Origin of the sequence: Nocardiopsis mangrovi, assembly GCF_042653925.1 — a bacterium.
Taxonomy (GTDB): domain Bacteria; phylum Actinomycetota; class Actinomycetes; order Streptosporangiales; family Streptosporangiaceae; genus Nocardiopsis_B; species Nocardiopsis_B mangrovi.
On sequence record NZ_JBHSFQ010000021.1, the window covers coordinates 101,232 to 113,432 of the forward strand.

13 protein-coding genes and 1 pseudogene are annotated in these 12,201 nt (G+C 70.6%); 5 read left to right on the forward strand and 9 right to left on the reverse strand.

Going from position 1 to position 12,201, the window contains the following annotated elements; all coding sequences use genetic code 11:
* Nucleotides 1–96: 96 nt before the first annotated feature.
* The 8 genes from ACFO4E_RS20160 to solA all read right to left on the reverse strand — a co-directional run bounded on the left by ACFO4E_RS20160 (nt 97) and on the right by solA (nt 7,742).
* Nucleotides 97–768, reverse strand: a complete 672-nt coding sequence (locus ACFO4E_RS20160) for a GntR family transcriptional regulator (protein ID WP_378577062.1) — start codon at nt 766–768, stop codon at nt 97–99.
* Between the two features lie 112 nt (nt 769–880).
* Nucleotides 881–1,834, reverse strand: a complete 954-nt coding sequence (locus tag ACFO4E_RS20165; protein WP_378577064.1) for a D-2-hydroxyacid dehydrogenase — start codon at nt 1,832–1,834, stop codon at nt 881–883.
* Nucleotides 1,835–1,838: 4 nt separating this feature from the next.
* Entirely contained in the window at nt 1,839–2,522 is a 684-nt protein-coding gene (locus ACFO4E_RS20170) for a haloacid dehalogenase type II (protein ID WP_378577066.1), read from the reverse strand.
* 157 nt (nt 2,523–2,679) lie between these two features.
* Entirely contained in the window at nt 2,680–3,789 is a 1,110-nt protein-coding gene (locus ACFO4E_RS20175; protein ID WP_378577068.1) for an ABC transporter ATP-binding protein, read from the reverse strand.
* Nucleotides 3,786–4,577: an ABC transporter permease gene (locus ACFO4E_RS20180; protein ID WP_378577069.1), complete on the reverse strand. Its 792-nt coding sequence runs from the start codon at nt 4,575–4,577 to the stop codon at nt 3,786–3,788. Before ACFO4E_RS20180 ends, ACFO4E_RS20175 begins: the two co-directional genes overlap by 4 nt.
* The gene (locus tag ACFO4E_RS20185; protein ID WP_378577071.1) at nt 4,577–5,437 is read right to left on the reverse strand and encodes an ABC transporter permease; all 861 of its coding nucleotides are present in this window, start codon (nt 5,435–5,437) and stop codon (nt 4,577–4,579) included. The genes ACFO4E_RS20180 and ACFO4E_RS20185 overlap by 1 nt, the downstream gene beginning before the upstream one ends.
* Nucleotides 5,434–6,534 carry an ABC transporter substrate-binding protein gene (locus ACFO4E_RS20190; protein ID WP_378577072.1) on the reverse strand — a complete coding sequence of 367 codons (1,101 nt, stop codon included), beginning with the start codon at nt 6,532–6,534 and terminating at the stop codon, nt 5,434–5,436. Before ACFO4E_RS20190 ends, ACFO4E_RS20185 begins: the two co-directional genes overlap by 4 nt.
* Nucleotides 6,535–6,605: 71 nt before the next feature.
* Nucleotides 6,606–7,742 (reverse strand): N-methyl-L-tryptophan oxidase, encoded by a 1,137-nt coding sequence (gene solA / locus ACFO4E_RS20195; RefSeq protein WP_378577074.1) that lies wholly within the window; start codon nt 7,740–7,742, stop codon nt 6,606–6,608.
* Nucleotides 7,743–7,971: 229 nt separating this feature from the next.
* Between solA and ACFO4E_RS20200 the strand changes: the two genes are divergently transcribed.
* The 5 genes from ACFO4E_RS20200 (at nt 7,972) to ACFO4E_RS20220 (ending at nt 12,073) form a co-directional block, all read left to right on the forward strand.
* A complete protein-coding gene (locus ACFO4E_RS20200; RefSeq protein ID WP_378577076.1) occupies nt 7,972–8,784 on the forward strand; it encodes a zinc-binding dehydrogenase in 813 nt (270 codons plus the stop codon).
* Nucleotides 8,785–8,964: 180 nt separating this feature from the next.
* Nucleotides 8,965–9,444 (forward strand): hypothetical protein, encoded by a 480-nt coding sequence (locus ACFO4E_RS20205; RefSeq protein ID WP_378577078.1) that lies wholly within the window; start codon nt 8,965–8,967, stop codon nt 9,442–9,444.
* A gap of 156 nt (nt 9,445–9,600) precedes the next feature.
* Nucleotides 9,601–10,326, forward strand: a complete 726-nt coding sequence (locus ACFO4E_RS20210; protein ID WP_378577087.1) for a recombinase family protein — start codon at nt 9,601–9,603, stop codon at nt 10,324–10,326.
* A 280-nt stretch (nt 10,327–10,606) separates the two neighbouring features.
* Nucleotides 10,607–11,077 carry a hypothetical protein gene (locus ACFO4E_RS20215; RefSeq protein WP_378577079.1) on the forward strand — a complete coding sequence of 157 codons (471 nt, stop codon included), beginning with the start codon at nt 10,607–10,609 and terminating at the stop codon, nt 11,075–11,077.
* Between the two features lie 159 nt (nt 11,078–11,236).
* Nucleotides 11,237–12,073, forward strand: coding sequence for an SAM-dependent methyltransferase (locus ACFO4E_RS20220; RefSeq protein WP_378577081.1), 837 nt, complete (start codon nt 11,237–11,239; stop codon nt 12,071–12,073).
* Here the strand turns inward: ACFO4E_RS20220 and ACFO4E_RS20225 are convergent.
* Nucleotides 12,070–12,201: pseudogene (locus ACFO4E_RS20225) on the reverse strand (IS481 family transposase); the annotation flags it as partial. The gene ACFO4E_RS20220 and the pseudogene ACFO4E_RS20225 sit on opposite strands and share 4 nt — an antisense overlap.

The window sequence follows — 12,201 nt, forward strand, 5'->3', positions numbered from 1 at the left end:
CGAAAGTCGCCGGCGTTCTCATCGTTCCGTCAGCTCAATGACACGGAGAGGTCAGAACGATGAGAAATGAACAAGTCCAACGAGAAACCACATCCGTCAGTCGGCGGAAGCCGCCGCCCGTATCGTTTTCACGGAATTCTGGAGGTGCCAGTCGATCTCGCGCAAGTAGTCGTCGGCGTCGCCGGCTCGGAGGAGGTCGGCCAGGCGCTGGTGGTGTTCGAGGATGACATCGGGGGGATCGTAGATGTACTCGAATTTGTGGATGCACAGGAGTGTTTCGGCGATCAGCGTGGCGAACATCTTGCTCAGCCGGCGGCTGCCCGCGGCGTCGACGATGGTGCGGTGGAAGGTGAGGTCGGCGCGGGCGACCTCGCCCCAGACTCGGCCGGCGAGGGCCGTGCGCATGTCGTCGAGGACGGTGTCGAGCGCGGCGACCAGCCCGCCCAGGTCGCGGGAGAACACCACGCGCGCCGCCTCGCGCTCGACGGCCAGCCGCGCCCGGTAGACGTCGGCGATGTCGTCGGAGTCGAGCTCGACCACCGAGGTACCGCGGTTGCGCACCGACGTGAGCAGGCCCTCCTGGACCAGCCTCTGCACCGCCTCGCGCACCGGGCCGCGGCTGGTCTCCAGCCGCGCGGCCAGGTGCACCTCGTTGATCTGCTCCCCCGCCGCGAGCACGCCGTTGAGGATGCGCTCCCGCAGCAGGTCGGCGATGAGATCGGCGGTCCCCTGGTTCCTCATGGGCTTGACGGTGTCGAGCCCGCCCATCGGGTCTCCTCCCAATGATCGACCGGACCGGTCGCACACCGGCCCGGCCACATGACAGGCCGGTCGTGCACCGGCCCGGTCGATACGACGGACCGGTTGGCTCCCGGCCCGGTCAGACGACGAATCCCAGGTCTTTGCGGACGACGTTCAGCAATGTCCGGCCCGACCTGAACCGTTCGAAGTTCTCGGTGAATACATCGAGCAGGGAATCGCGCCACCCGAAGAAATCCCCCGCCATATGCGGTGAGATAATAACATTCGGGCACCCCCACAAAGGGTGTGACTCCGGCAGCGGTTCTCGGCCGAACACGTCCAGCGCGGCCCCCGCTATACGCCTCCCGAGCAGCGCGTCCGTCAGCGCGTCCTCGTCCACGATCGGCCCGCGCGCCACGTTGACCAGCCGCGCGCCGGCCGCCATCGCGCCGATCACGTCGGCGCCGACCAGTCCCCGGGTCTCCTCGGTCAGCGGAGCTGCGACGACCACCCACTCATAGCCGCCCACCACCCCGGCGAGCTCGTCCGGGCCGTGCACCGCCCCGAACACGGAGTCGCCGCCCCGGCGCGAGCGGCCCACCGCGTCGACGGCCACGCCCACCCCGCCGAGCAGGGAGCCGATCGCCCGGCCGACGGCGCCGGGGCCGATGACCAGCGCCCGCGAACCCCGCAGCCGGGCGGTCGGCCGGTGCTCCCACCGCCGATCGGCCTGGCGCCGCAGGGTGCCGGGCAGGTCCTTGGCGAACGCCAGCACCAGGCCCAGCACGTATTCGGCGATCGTGTCGTCGAGCACGCCCCGGACGTTGGTCACCACCACGTCGCTGTCGACGACCTGCCGCGTCAGCACCCGGTCGACCCCGGCGCTGCTGACGTGCATCCACCGCAGCGCCGAGGCGCGCGGCCACGCCTCGGCGATCCCGTGCGCGGAGAAGTCCCACACCAGCAGCGCGTCGGCCCCCTCGATCGCGGCGGGCAGCTCCGCGGGCGCGGCATAGCGCACCTCGGCGCCGGCCAGGTGGGAGAGGTCGGGGCGGTGCTCGCCGACCGCGACGGCGAGGGTGATGCGGGACATGGCCCTACCCTTCCACCTCGATGCCCAGCAACGGCGGCAGCCCCGCCAGGTCGGCGATCTCGTCGTAGGGCCGGTAGAACTCGCTGCCCTTGCGGCCGTACCGGTTGACCCACACGCGGCGGATCCCGTACTTCCTCGTCGGCATGATGTCGTACTCCCAGCCCTGGGCGGCGTGGGTGATCTGGTCGAGTGACTGCGGCAGCACCGAGAACAGGTGCTGGAACGCCTGGTCGCGCGGCTTGTAGGCGCCGGCCTGCTCGGCGGTCACCACGTGGTCGAACTCCACCCCGATGGCCGCCAGGTGGTAGGGGATCAGGTCGTCGTCGCTGTTGGTGATGATCGCGATCTGGTAGCCGCCCTCCTTGAGCCGGCGCAGGGCGGCGGGCACCTCCGGGAAGGCGGGGAACCTGCGGGCGCTGTCCATGAGCCGCTCGTGGTCCTCGTCGCGGAACTCGACGCCGTGCAGGAGCATGCACGTCTCCAGCGTCTGGCGGACGATGTCGGCGTAGCGCCGGTAGGGCTGCGCCACCGCCTGGAAGCGCATGACGCGCAGGTTGTCGAGGAATTCGTCGTGGTCGACGCCGACCTCGTCGAGGCGGTCGCGCACGATCGGCAGGGTGGCGCGGTTCAGGTCGAAGTCGACCAGGGTGCGGTAGCAGTCGAAGGTCACTACGGGCTTGGTGGGCACGGTTCCATCCTCGGGGTGGGGTGGCGGGTGTGTGGGCGGGCGGGGCGGCACCCGGCGGTGCCGCCCCGGCGGTCCGGGTTCGGATCAGGGCGGGTCGCGGAGCGGGCCGGCCCGCTGAGCCGGTGAGGTCACCGAGCGGGTCGGTGGGCGGATCGGGTCAGTCCGCGGAGCGGGGGCCGTCGGGGACGACCACCGACTTCGCCGGGTCCCAGGCGACGATCGCCTCGTCGCCGGGGGCGAGCGCGCCGCCGCCGGCGTCCGTGGCGACGCGCGCCGTGACGGTGGTGCCGTCGGGACAGGCCAGCAGGCACTTCTTGGCGGCACCGAGGTAGATCCACTCCGTGACGGTCGCGCGGATGCGGTCGTGCCCGGCCGGCACCGCGTCGTCGGCCGACAACGGGTACACCGCCACGTTCTCCGGGCGCAGGACCAGCGCCGCGGCGGCGCCGTCCGGGAGGGCGCCGCCGCCGGCCGCGGTGGCCAGTGTCGCGCCGCCGAAGGCGAGGCCGGCACCGGAGGAGCGGCCGCGCAGCACCGTCGACTCCCCCACGAAGTCCGCGACGAACAGCGAGGCGGGACGCTCGTAGAGGTCTTCGGCGGTGCCGAGCTGCTCGATCCGGCCCGCGTTGTAGATGGCGATCCGGTCGCTCATGGCCAGGGCCTCCTCCTGGTCGTGGGTGACGTAGACCACGGTGGCGCCCAGCTCCCGGCAGATCCTGGTGATCTCGATCTGCATGGCCTCGCGGAGCTTCTTGTCCAGCGCGCCCAGCGGCTCGTCCATGAGCAGCAGCCGCGGTTTGAACACGGTGGCGCGGGCGAGCGCCACGCGCTGCTGCTGGCCGCCCGACAGCTGGGCCGGCTTGCGGTCGCCGAACTCCGACAGGTGCACCAGGTCGAGCGCTTCGGCCACGAGCCTGCGCCGCTCCTCGCCGTTGATCCCGCGGACGCGCAACGGGTAGCCGATGTTCTGGGCCGCGGTCATGTGCGGGAACAGCGCGTACTGCTGGAAGACGATGCCCAGTTCGCGGCGGTGCGGCGGGATCCCGGCCAGCTCGGTGCCGTCGAGGGCGATGGACCCCGACTCCGCTTCCAGGAACCCGGCGATCAGGTTGAGCGTCGTGGTCTTGCCCGACCCGGAGGGGCCGAGCATGGTCAGGAATTCACCGGGGCGCACGTCGAGGCTGACGGAGTCCACGCCCCGCTGTCCTCCATAGGACATGCGCACATCGGACAGGCGGAGTTCTCCGCCGAGGGTCGTGGCGGTCACGGCTTCACTACCTTCCTGCGGGTGGCGATCCACGCGGCGGCGAGGACCAGCACGATCGTGGTGGCCATGACGAGCGTCGCGGCGACGGCGAGGGTCGGCGACAGCTCCGTCTGCACCTGCTGCCACATGACGACGGGGAGGGTCTTGACGATCGGGCTGGAGAGGAAGATCGACAGGATCAGCTCGTCCCAGCTCGTGGTGAACGCGAAGAGGGCGCCGCTGAGCACCCCCGGCGCGATCAGGGGCAGGGTCACCGTGCGGAACACGAACCACCGCGTGGCCCCGAGGCTGGCGGCGGCCTGCTCCAGCGACCGGTCCATGCCGGACAGGCTGGTGGAGACGGCGATGTAGACCAGCGGGTAGGCGACCACGGTGTGGGCGAGGATCAGCCCGCCCAGCGAGCCGAGGATCCGCCAGTCGCTGTAGACCAGGAACAGCCCCACGGCCAGCACCACCAGCGGCATGATCATCGGGCTCAGGATCAGCACCTGGAGCATGCCCTTGCCGCGGAACCGGCCGCGGATGAGCCCCAGCGCGGTCATGATCCCCAGCACCACCGACAGCACCGTGGTGCACACGGCGACCTGGAGGCTCTGGGCGACCGCGGACATCCACAGCGGGTCGGTGAAGAACTCCCGGTACCAGACGAGCGAGAACCCCTGCGGCGGGAAGCTCAGCAGCGCGCTCTCGGAGAACGACATCGGGATGACCACGAGGGTCGGCAGGATGAGCAGCGCGCCGACGACGGCGCCGAACACCTTGAGGGCCCAGGAGGGCTTGGCGATCATCAGCGGCCTCCCGTGACGATGTCCTTGAACCCGACCAGCCGGGTCCCCAGGAAGAGGAAGGCCAGGGTCAGGGCCAGCAGGACGATGCCGATCGCGGAGCCGACACCGAACTGGACCTGCTGCTCGACCTGGTTGACGATGAGTTCGGAGAGCATCGAGTTGCTCGGCGACCCCAGGAGCGCGGGCGTGACGTAGTAGCCCAGCGACATCACGAAGACGATGAGGGCACCGGCGACCACACCTGGCGCCGTCAGCGGCAGGAACACGGTGCGGAAGGTGAACGCGGCCGTCGCGCCCAGGCTGCGCGCGGCGGGGACCAGCGACGGCGGGACGCGCCGCATGGAGGCGTAGATCGGGAAGACCATGAACGGCAGCAGGGAGTGGGTCATGCCGATCGTGACGCCGAGCATGTTGCGCATCAGCGGCAGGGGCGCGTCGATGATCCCCAGCGCCATCAGCGCGGAGTTGATCGTCCCGGTCTCCTGGAGCCAGACGGTCCACGCGTAGGTGCGCACGAGCAGGCTGGTGAAGAACGGCAGGACCACCAGGAGGGTGAGGACCCCCGCGGCCACCGGCCCCGAGCGGTACATCAGGTAGGCGTAGGGGTAGGCGATCAGCAGCGCGACCGCCGTGACCACCAGCGCCGTCAGGAACGTCTGCACCAGGGACCGCAGGTAGACGGGGTCGTCCACGAAGATGGCGTAGTTCTCGGGGCCGGGCTCGGTCACCGACCGCAGCGCCGTCTGGAGGAAGGGGAACAGGAACAGGACGGTGAGGAAGACCAGCGCCGGCCACACCAGGATGTTCCAGCGGCGGTGGCCCTCGTCGCCCCTCGACGGGGCGGGGCTCGCGGCGCTCATGCCGACCTCACCCAGTTCTGCCACCGGGAGTCGACTTCGGCGCGGTTGGCGTTGAGCCACCGGTTGTCGAAGTCGATGCCGATGTCGAGGTAGCTGGTGGGCAGGTGCTCGACCATGGCGGGGTCGACCAGGTCCAGCGCCTCCTGGTTGGTGGGGCCGTAGGGGATGTACTGGGACAGCTTCGCGTTGTTCTCCGCCGACAGGCAGAATCTGGCGAGGTCCATCGCGTGCTCGACGTTGGCGCCGCGCGGGACGACGAGGGAGTCGGCCTGGATGAAGTGCTGGTTCCACTGGATGGCGATCGGCGCACCCTCCTTCTGCAGGTTGAACACCCGGCCGTTCCATACCTGGGCCATGGTGACCTCGCCGTCGGCGAGGAGCTGCGCCGACTGGGCACCCGTTGTCCAGAAGACGGTCTCGTGCTTGATGGTGTCGAGCTTGGCGAAGGCCCGGTCGAAGTCGATGGGGTAGAGGTCCTCCGGGGCGACCCCGTCGGCGGTCAGCGCGATCTCCAGGACGGCGCCCGAGGGGAAGTTGCGCAGCCCGCGCCGGCCGGGGAACGCGTCGAGGTCGAAGAAGTCGGCCCATCCCCCGGGTTCCCGGCCGCCGAAGGCGTCGGTCCGGTAGGCGAGCACGTTGGAGAAGATCGTGTGCCCCACGATGGAGTCGTGGGTGTACCGCGGCATGAGCTCGTCGAGGGGCAGGCCGTGGCCGGCGAAGTCGACCAGGGACTCCCGGTCCTCGCCGAATCCGAAGTCGCCGGTGGCGGTCACCAGGTCCCACAGCACGTTGTCGCTGCCGACCATCGCCTGGAGCTTGGCGTAGTTCTTCGGCACGTCCTCGGCCACGAGCAGGTCGGGGCGCAGCTCCTGGAAAGGGGTGAGCCAGGCGTCGCGCTCGGCCGCCTGGTACTCGCCGCCGTCGGACACGAAGACGACCGTGCCTTCGCGCTGGCGTCCGAAGGCCGAGCAGCCGCCGGTCGTGAGCAGGCCGGCGCCGGCGAGGCCGGTGAGGCCGGCGAGCTGGAGGAGCCGGCGGCGGTCGAGCCCGCCTCCGGGCGCGGCCGCCCACGGCGCGGATCGATTCTTCCGGGGCATCTGGTGAATCACCTCTTTCCGTCTGGGTCAATGCGGGGTACCGGTGATGGGTGGAGGGCGGGTGAGCGTCGTCAGCCCATCGCGGCGGGGGAGCCCCCTGGACGGCGGAGGAATCCGATGTCCAGGTCCGAATATCCGTCGACGGCCAGTTGGGCGCCTGCCTCGCCGATCGCCGGGCACATCTTGAATCCGTGCCCGGAGAATCCGGCGAGGACGATCACGTCGGCCATGTCGGGGTGCGCGCCGACCCATTCCCGGTGGTCGGGGGTGTAGGTCTCGATGTAGGTGTCGGTGCGCATGGGGTGCGGGTCGAGGCCGGGCAGGTAGCGTTCGACGACCCGTTGGAACGGCTCCAGTTCCTCGGGGCGCACGATGCGCTCGACCTCGTCGGGGCGGTCGGCGGGCAGGTGGTGGTCGAACCCCAGGCCGATTTTCATCGCGGTCCGGTCGGGGACCGGCAGTCCGTAGCAGTAGGTGGGCACGGTGCGGATGAAGGGCGCGATCCGGTCGAGGTGGCCGGGCTCGCGGGCGAAGAACCAGGCCGAGATCAGCCGCCGCACCGTGAGCAGCGGGGCGAAGCGGGGCAGCAGCCCGCTGGTCCAGCCGCCCGCGGCGACGACGACCCGGTCGAATTCGGTTTCGCCCGCGTCGGTCGCCACAGCGACCCCGCGCGGCGTCTCGCGGATCTCGCGGACGGCGGCGGAGCGGTGGACGGTGGCGCCGTTGCGCTCGGCGAGCGCCGCGGTGGCGGCGACGGTGAGCTCGGGGCGGATCGATCCGCCGTTGGGATCCCAGATCGCGACGTCGCCGGGGTCCATCGCGAACTGGGGGTGCCTCTGCCTCAGCTCGGCCGCGTCGTAGACCTCGTGCGGGAAGTCCGACGCGCGGGCGCATTCGAGGGCGGTGCGCATCTGCTCGTGGTCCGGCGAGCCCATGGTGAGCGCGCCGTCGAGCACGCGCAGCTCCCGGCCGGTCTCCTCCTGCAGCTCGCCCCAGATCTCGTGTGCCCGGGAGACGAGCGGCGCGTAGCGGAGGTCCTCGATCTCGACGGTGCGGAACAGCCGGGTCTCCCCGCCGGCGGCGCCCTTGGGGTGGCCCGGCCAGTAGGTGTCGTAGCCGGTGGCGTCGACCCCGCGCCTGGTGAGTTGCCAGAGCACCTGGGCACCCATGGTGCCGAGTCCGACGACGCCCACTCTGAGCCGCTGCATAACCATTCCTTTCGAGCAAGGAATCCCGTTTGCGAGGTTCATCACAACAGGGGCGAATGACAACTGTCAACAGTTGGCAGAAAGTTCATCGGGCTGCAATCAGGGCACATGCGCCCGACACGGTGACACCGGTGCGCCGGAAGCCTCTGATGCTTCGCGGAAACACCCGGAGCCCGCTCCCCCGCGCGCGGAATGACCGTAACGCCCACCTTGACGGCGTAGATCTCAAATGTCCGACTCCGGCGGTTCCCGGTTCCCGGTTCCCGCCGCCCGCGGTGTCGACGTGCGCGGGGGCGTCAGTGGTTCGAGCACCGGTCCGTCAGCGGCGAACGAGCACCAGATGTCGGCCGGGATCGGGCGCGGCGGCTACAGCCGCGAGTACGTGCTGCGGGAGAAGTTCGCCTATCTCCTGCCTCAGGCGCTTGGTCCGGCCGCGGCTGCTCCACTGATGTGTGCGGGGATCACCATGTGGGAGCCGCTGCGGGCGGCGGGTATCGGGCCGGGTAGCCGCGTCGCCATCGCCGGCCTCGGCGGTCTCGGTCACCTAGGCGTGAAACTCGCCGCCGCCCTCGGCGCGGAGGTCACCGTCCTGAGTCGCACCGCCGACAAGGCCGACGACGCCCGCGCCCTCGGAGCCGATGGCCTTGTCTTGACGACCGACGACCATCAGATGCAGCTCGCTCGTGGTCGCTTCGACCTCATCCTCGACACGATCTCCGCCGACCACGACCTCTCACCGCTGCTGCGACTGCTCGGGCTGGACGGGACCCTCTCCGTCGTGGGGAACCCACTGCTGACCGGTCCGCGCATTCTGGAACTCACGGCCGGCCGCAAGAAGCTCACCTCCTCCGGTACCGGAGGGACGAAAGGCACCGCCGAGATGCTCGCGTTCTGCGCCGAGCACGACATCGCCGCCGACGTGGAAGTCCTCCCCTCCGAGCGCGTCAACGAGGCGTTGAACCGCCTGGAGGACGGCGACGTCCGGTACCGGTTCGTCCTCGACATGTCCGCCTGGCACCACAGCCCTAGATCAGGCCGCTGACCTGCGATAGAAGGCCGTGCCGACGTGAGCCATGGCCGAGGCGATGTTGACGATGGTTCCGCCACCGCCCCTGCCAACGGGATAGGCCCGCGGGCCCGGCGACGGCGGCAGGGCGAGCACCCCACGAATATGAGTACGTGAACTCATGCGGTAGCTCCCACAGGCGCCCACACTCGTGGCATGAACCTCGAATCCTCCGCTTCCCCCAGCCCTCTCCGCCCTGTCCTGGCCGGCTTCGCGGCCGGGGCGGGCGGGGCTCTGGCAGCCTCGCTCCTGAGCCTGCTCGTCGTCATCATGTTCGCGGACTCCCTGGGGCCCATCGCGGGCGGGATGATCATGACGGCCCTGGTCTACCTCTTGACCCCGGTGTCGACCTGGCTGGTACTGAGAATGTCCGGTGCGGCCTCTCCGCTGCTCACCGCCCTGCTGGTGGCCCCCTTCGCGTTCCTGATGTACTTTCCGCTGTCGAGTGTGCAGATCTTCCTGGACGACTGGTTGTGGCAAGCGGCACCGGATCTGGCGGAGGCCATCCCCACGGTCGGGCTCTTCGCCGTGGTCGACATCATCTTCTTCGGTGTCCTCACCGCCATCGCGGCGTTGGTCACGAGCTCCTTGGCGGGCGCTAATCGAGTAGCGCCGAAGGACATCCGAGCGGTCTAAGGCGTCAAGCCACCGCCTGGAGGGCAACATCCATACCGCCGGCGGCGCCAAGGCGCCCCGCCCCCGAACCCGACCTCGTGCTCGAACCGCTCCGCGAGGGCGACACCCTCAAGATCGCCCGCCTGGACCGCCTCTCCCGCTCCGTCCAGCACCCTGATCGACCTCGGCGCCGACCTACGCGATCGCGACATCGGCCCGCACGTCACCGAGCAGGGCATCGACACCTCCACCTTGGAGGGCGGCGCGATGTTCGGCATGCTCAGCGTCCTGGCCGAACTTCAGCGCGAGCTCATCGTCGCCAACACCCGCGACGGCCTAGAGGGCCGCCGCGCGCCCGCGGCCGCACCGGCGGGCGCCAGGCGCCGTCCCAAGCCCACCCAGCGCCGGCTCGACATCGCCCAGCAGATGTACGACTCCCGCCAGCACACCGTGGAGGAGATCGCCGAGACCTTCCACGTCTCGCGCCCGACCATGCGCCGCCACCTGACCGCCGCCAACCAGGGCAAGGACTTCGCCCTGGTCGTCTACCGCAACACGTGCGGCAAGAAGAAGGTCGACGCCGGCACCAACCGCCGCTTCGGCGGGACCGGCGCCTCCAAGGAGGTCCGACACGATGCCGACCGGATGTGGTGGAACATCACTCCGGCCCGGCGCCGCTACCTCAGGCGATCGCCTACGTCGCCGACGGCACCGCGGGCCGGGTGCGCGCCGTCGAGGCCGACTGCGGGTGGGAGGAGGACGACCGCGGATTCGCGGCCGTGCCGGTCAGCGCCCCGCTCAGCCCCGCCGGGATCGAGATGCGAATGCCCAGCCTTGCCCGTGCGCCCGGGCGGCACCCGCCCGCACGTCAAGGGCAAGCTCCGCGAGCACATCACGCTCTGATCGGGCACCCCTGCCCGACCGATGACATCCACCGCCTCTCCGAAGGTGTGGGCCGACGAGGGCAGGCGACTCCGGTCACTCGTGCAGGCGAGTTCGGAGCCCGACAGTTCTCGTGCTCGTCAACACGCGGAAGCCCGGTCGACGGACCGGCCCCGTTTGCCGGATCATGCCCGATCCTTGACCGCCGGCCCCCGTGGCGCTCCTCAACCCCGCGCCGCCCCGGCGCGATAGTGGTCGCGTGCGGATGAGCAGGCAACAGCGCAGCGAACGGAGCCGTAGCATGACCGGTCGTCGATCCACGGCCGCGCTGGCGGCCGCCCTCGTGTCCGTCGCCCTCGCCGCAACGGGCTGCTCGGGCGGCGCGTCCGAGGACGCCGCGGCGCTGCGCACGACAGTGGGCGACCTGTCGTCGGTCCTCCTGCGCGCCAAGGCGGAGACGGAGTTCGAGCGCAAGGGGCACCGGATCAAAGGCAAGCTGGAGTGCGCCGCCCGGCCGGACGACGACACCGCCGCCACGGTCGAGTGCAGCGGGATCACCCGCGAGGACGCCCCGGCCCGCTTCGAGGGACGTATCGACCACACCGCCTTGGCGGGCCAGGACGCCGCCGACGAGAGCCTTCCGGGCTCCTACCTCGGCACCGTCGCCGACGAGGAGGTCTTCCGCCTGAACTGCTTCAACTGCCGCCCCTCGAACAGCAAGCCCGGCCCCGACGCCTCCAGCTCCGCCCCCGCGCCCAAGATCGGGGAGTGACGGCGGCCGCGCGGCCTCGGCTCCCCCGCCTCCGCCCGGGCCCGGAACCCCCCGCCTGTGGGGAATCCGGCATCCCGCGCCGGACACCGCGAAAGCGGCCGACGCTACGATGCGGTGACCGACCGGACACCGACCCTCCGAAGGCTGGACCCCCTTTTCATGAGCGACACGCCGGCGTGGATGAAGCCCGCCCCCGACGACACCGCCGCCCCCCGCGACATCGACACCTCCGTCGCCCATCCGGCGCGCATCTGGGACTACTGGCTCGGCGGCCGGGACAACTTCGCCGCCGACCGCGAAACCGGCGACCATATCCTCGCGGCCATCCCCGACATGGTCGCCAACGCCCGAGCCGACCGCGAGTTCCTCGGCCGCGCCGTCCGCCACCTGGTCGCCGAAGAGGGCGTCCGCCAGTTCCTCGACATCGGTACCGGCATCCCTGCCGCGGGCAACACCCATGACGTGGCGCAGTCGGTCGCCCCGGACTGCCGCGTCGTCTACGTCGACAACGACCCGATCGTGCTCGCGCACGCCCGCGCGCTCATGGTGGGCGGCGACATGGGGGCCACCAGCTACATCGACGCCGACCTCCGCTCGCCGGACGACATCCTGGGCGAGGCGGCGCGCACCCTGGACTTCGAGCGCCCGATCGCGATCATGCTGCTGGGCGTGTTGGAGTTCATCCCCGACACCGCCCAGGCGTCCGCGATCATCGGACGGCTGCTGGCCGCCGTCCCCTCCGGCAGCTTCCTGGCGGTCTCCCACTCCACCGACGAGGTCCACGGCGAGGCCATGCGGGAGGCCGCCCGGCTCTGGAACGAGGGCGGTTCCACCCCGCTGGTGCTGCGCGACGCCGCTCAGCTCGCCGGGCTGTTCGACGGGCTCGACCTGGTCGACCCGGGCATCTCCTCGTGCTCGCTGTGGCGCCCGGACGCGGTCGACCTCGGCACCGCCACCCCGGTCGCCCAGTACTGCGCGGTCGGCCGCAAGCCCTAGGTGTACTGCCCCGAGAGGTTAGGTACGCGGGTGGCGGGAGGGCCGCTGATCGCGGTGTGGAACCGGTGGTGATTGTAGTGGTGCAGCCATTCCGGGAACGCCTGGCGCCGCTGGGTCTCTGAGGTGTA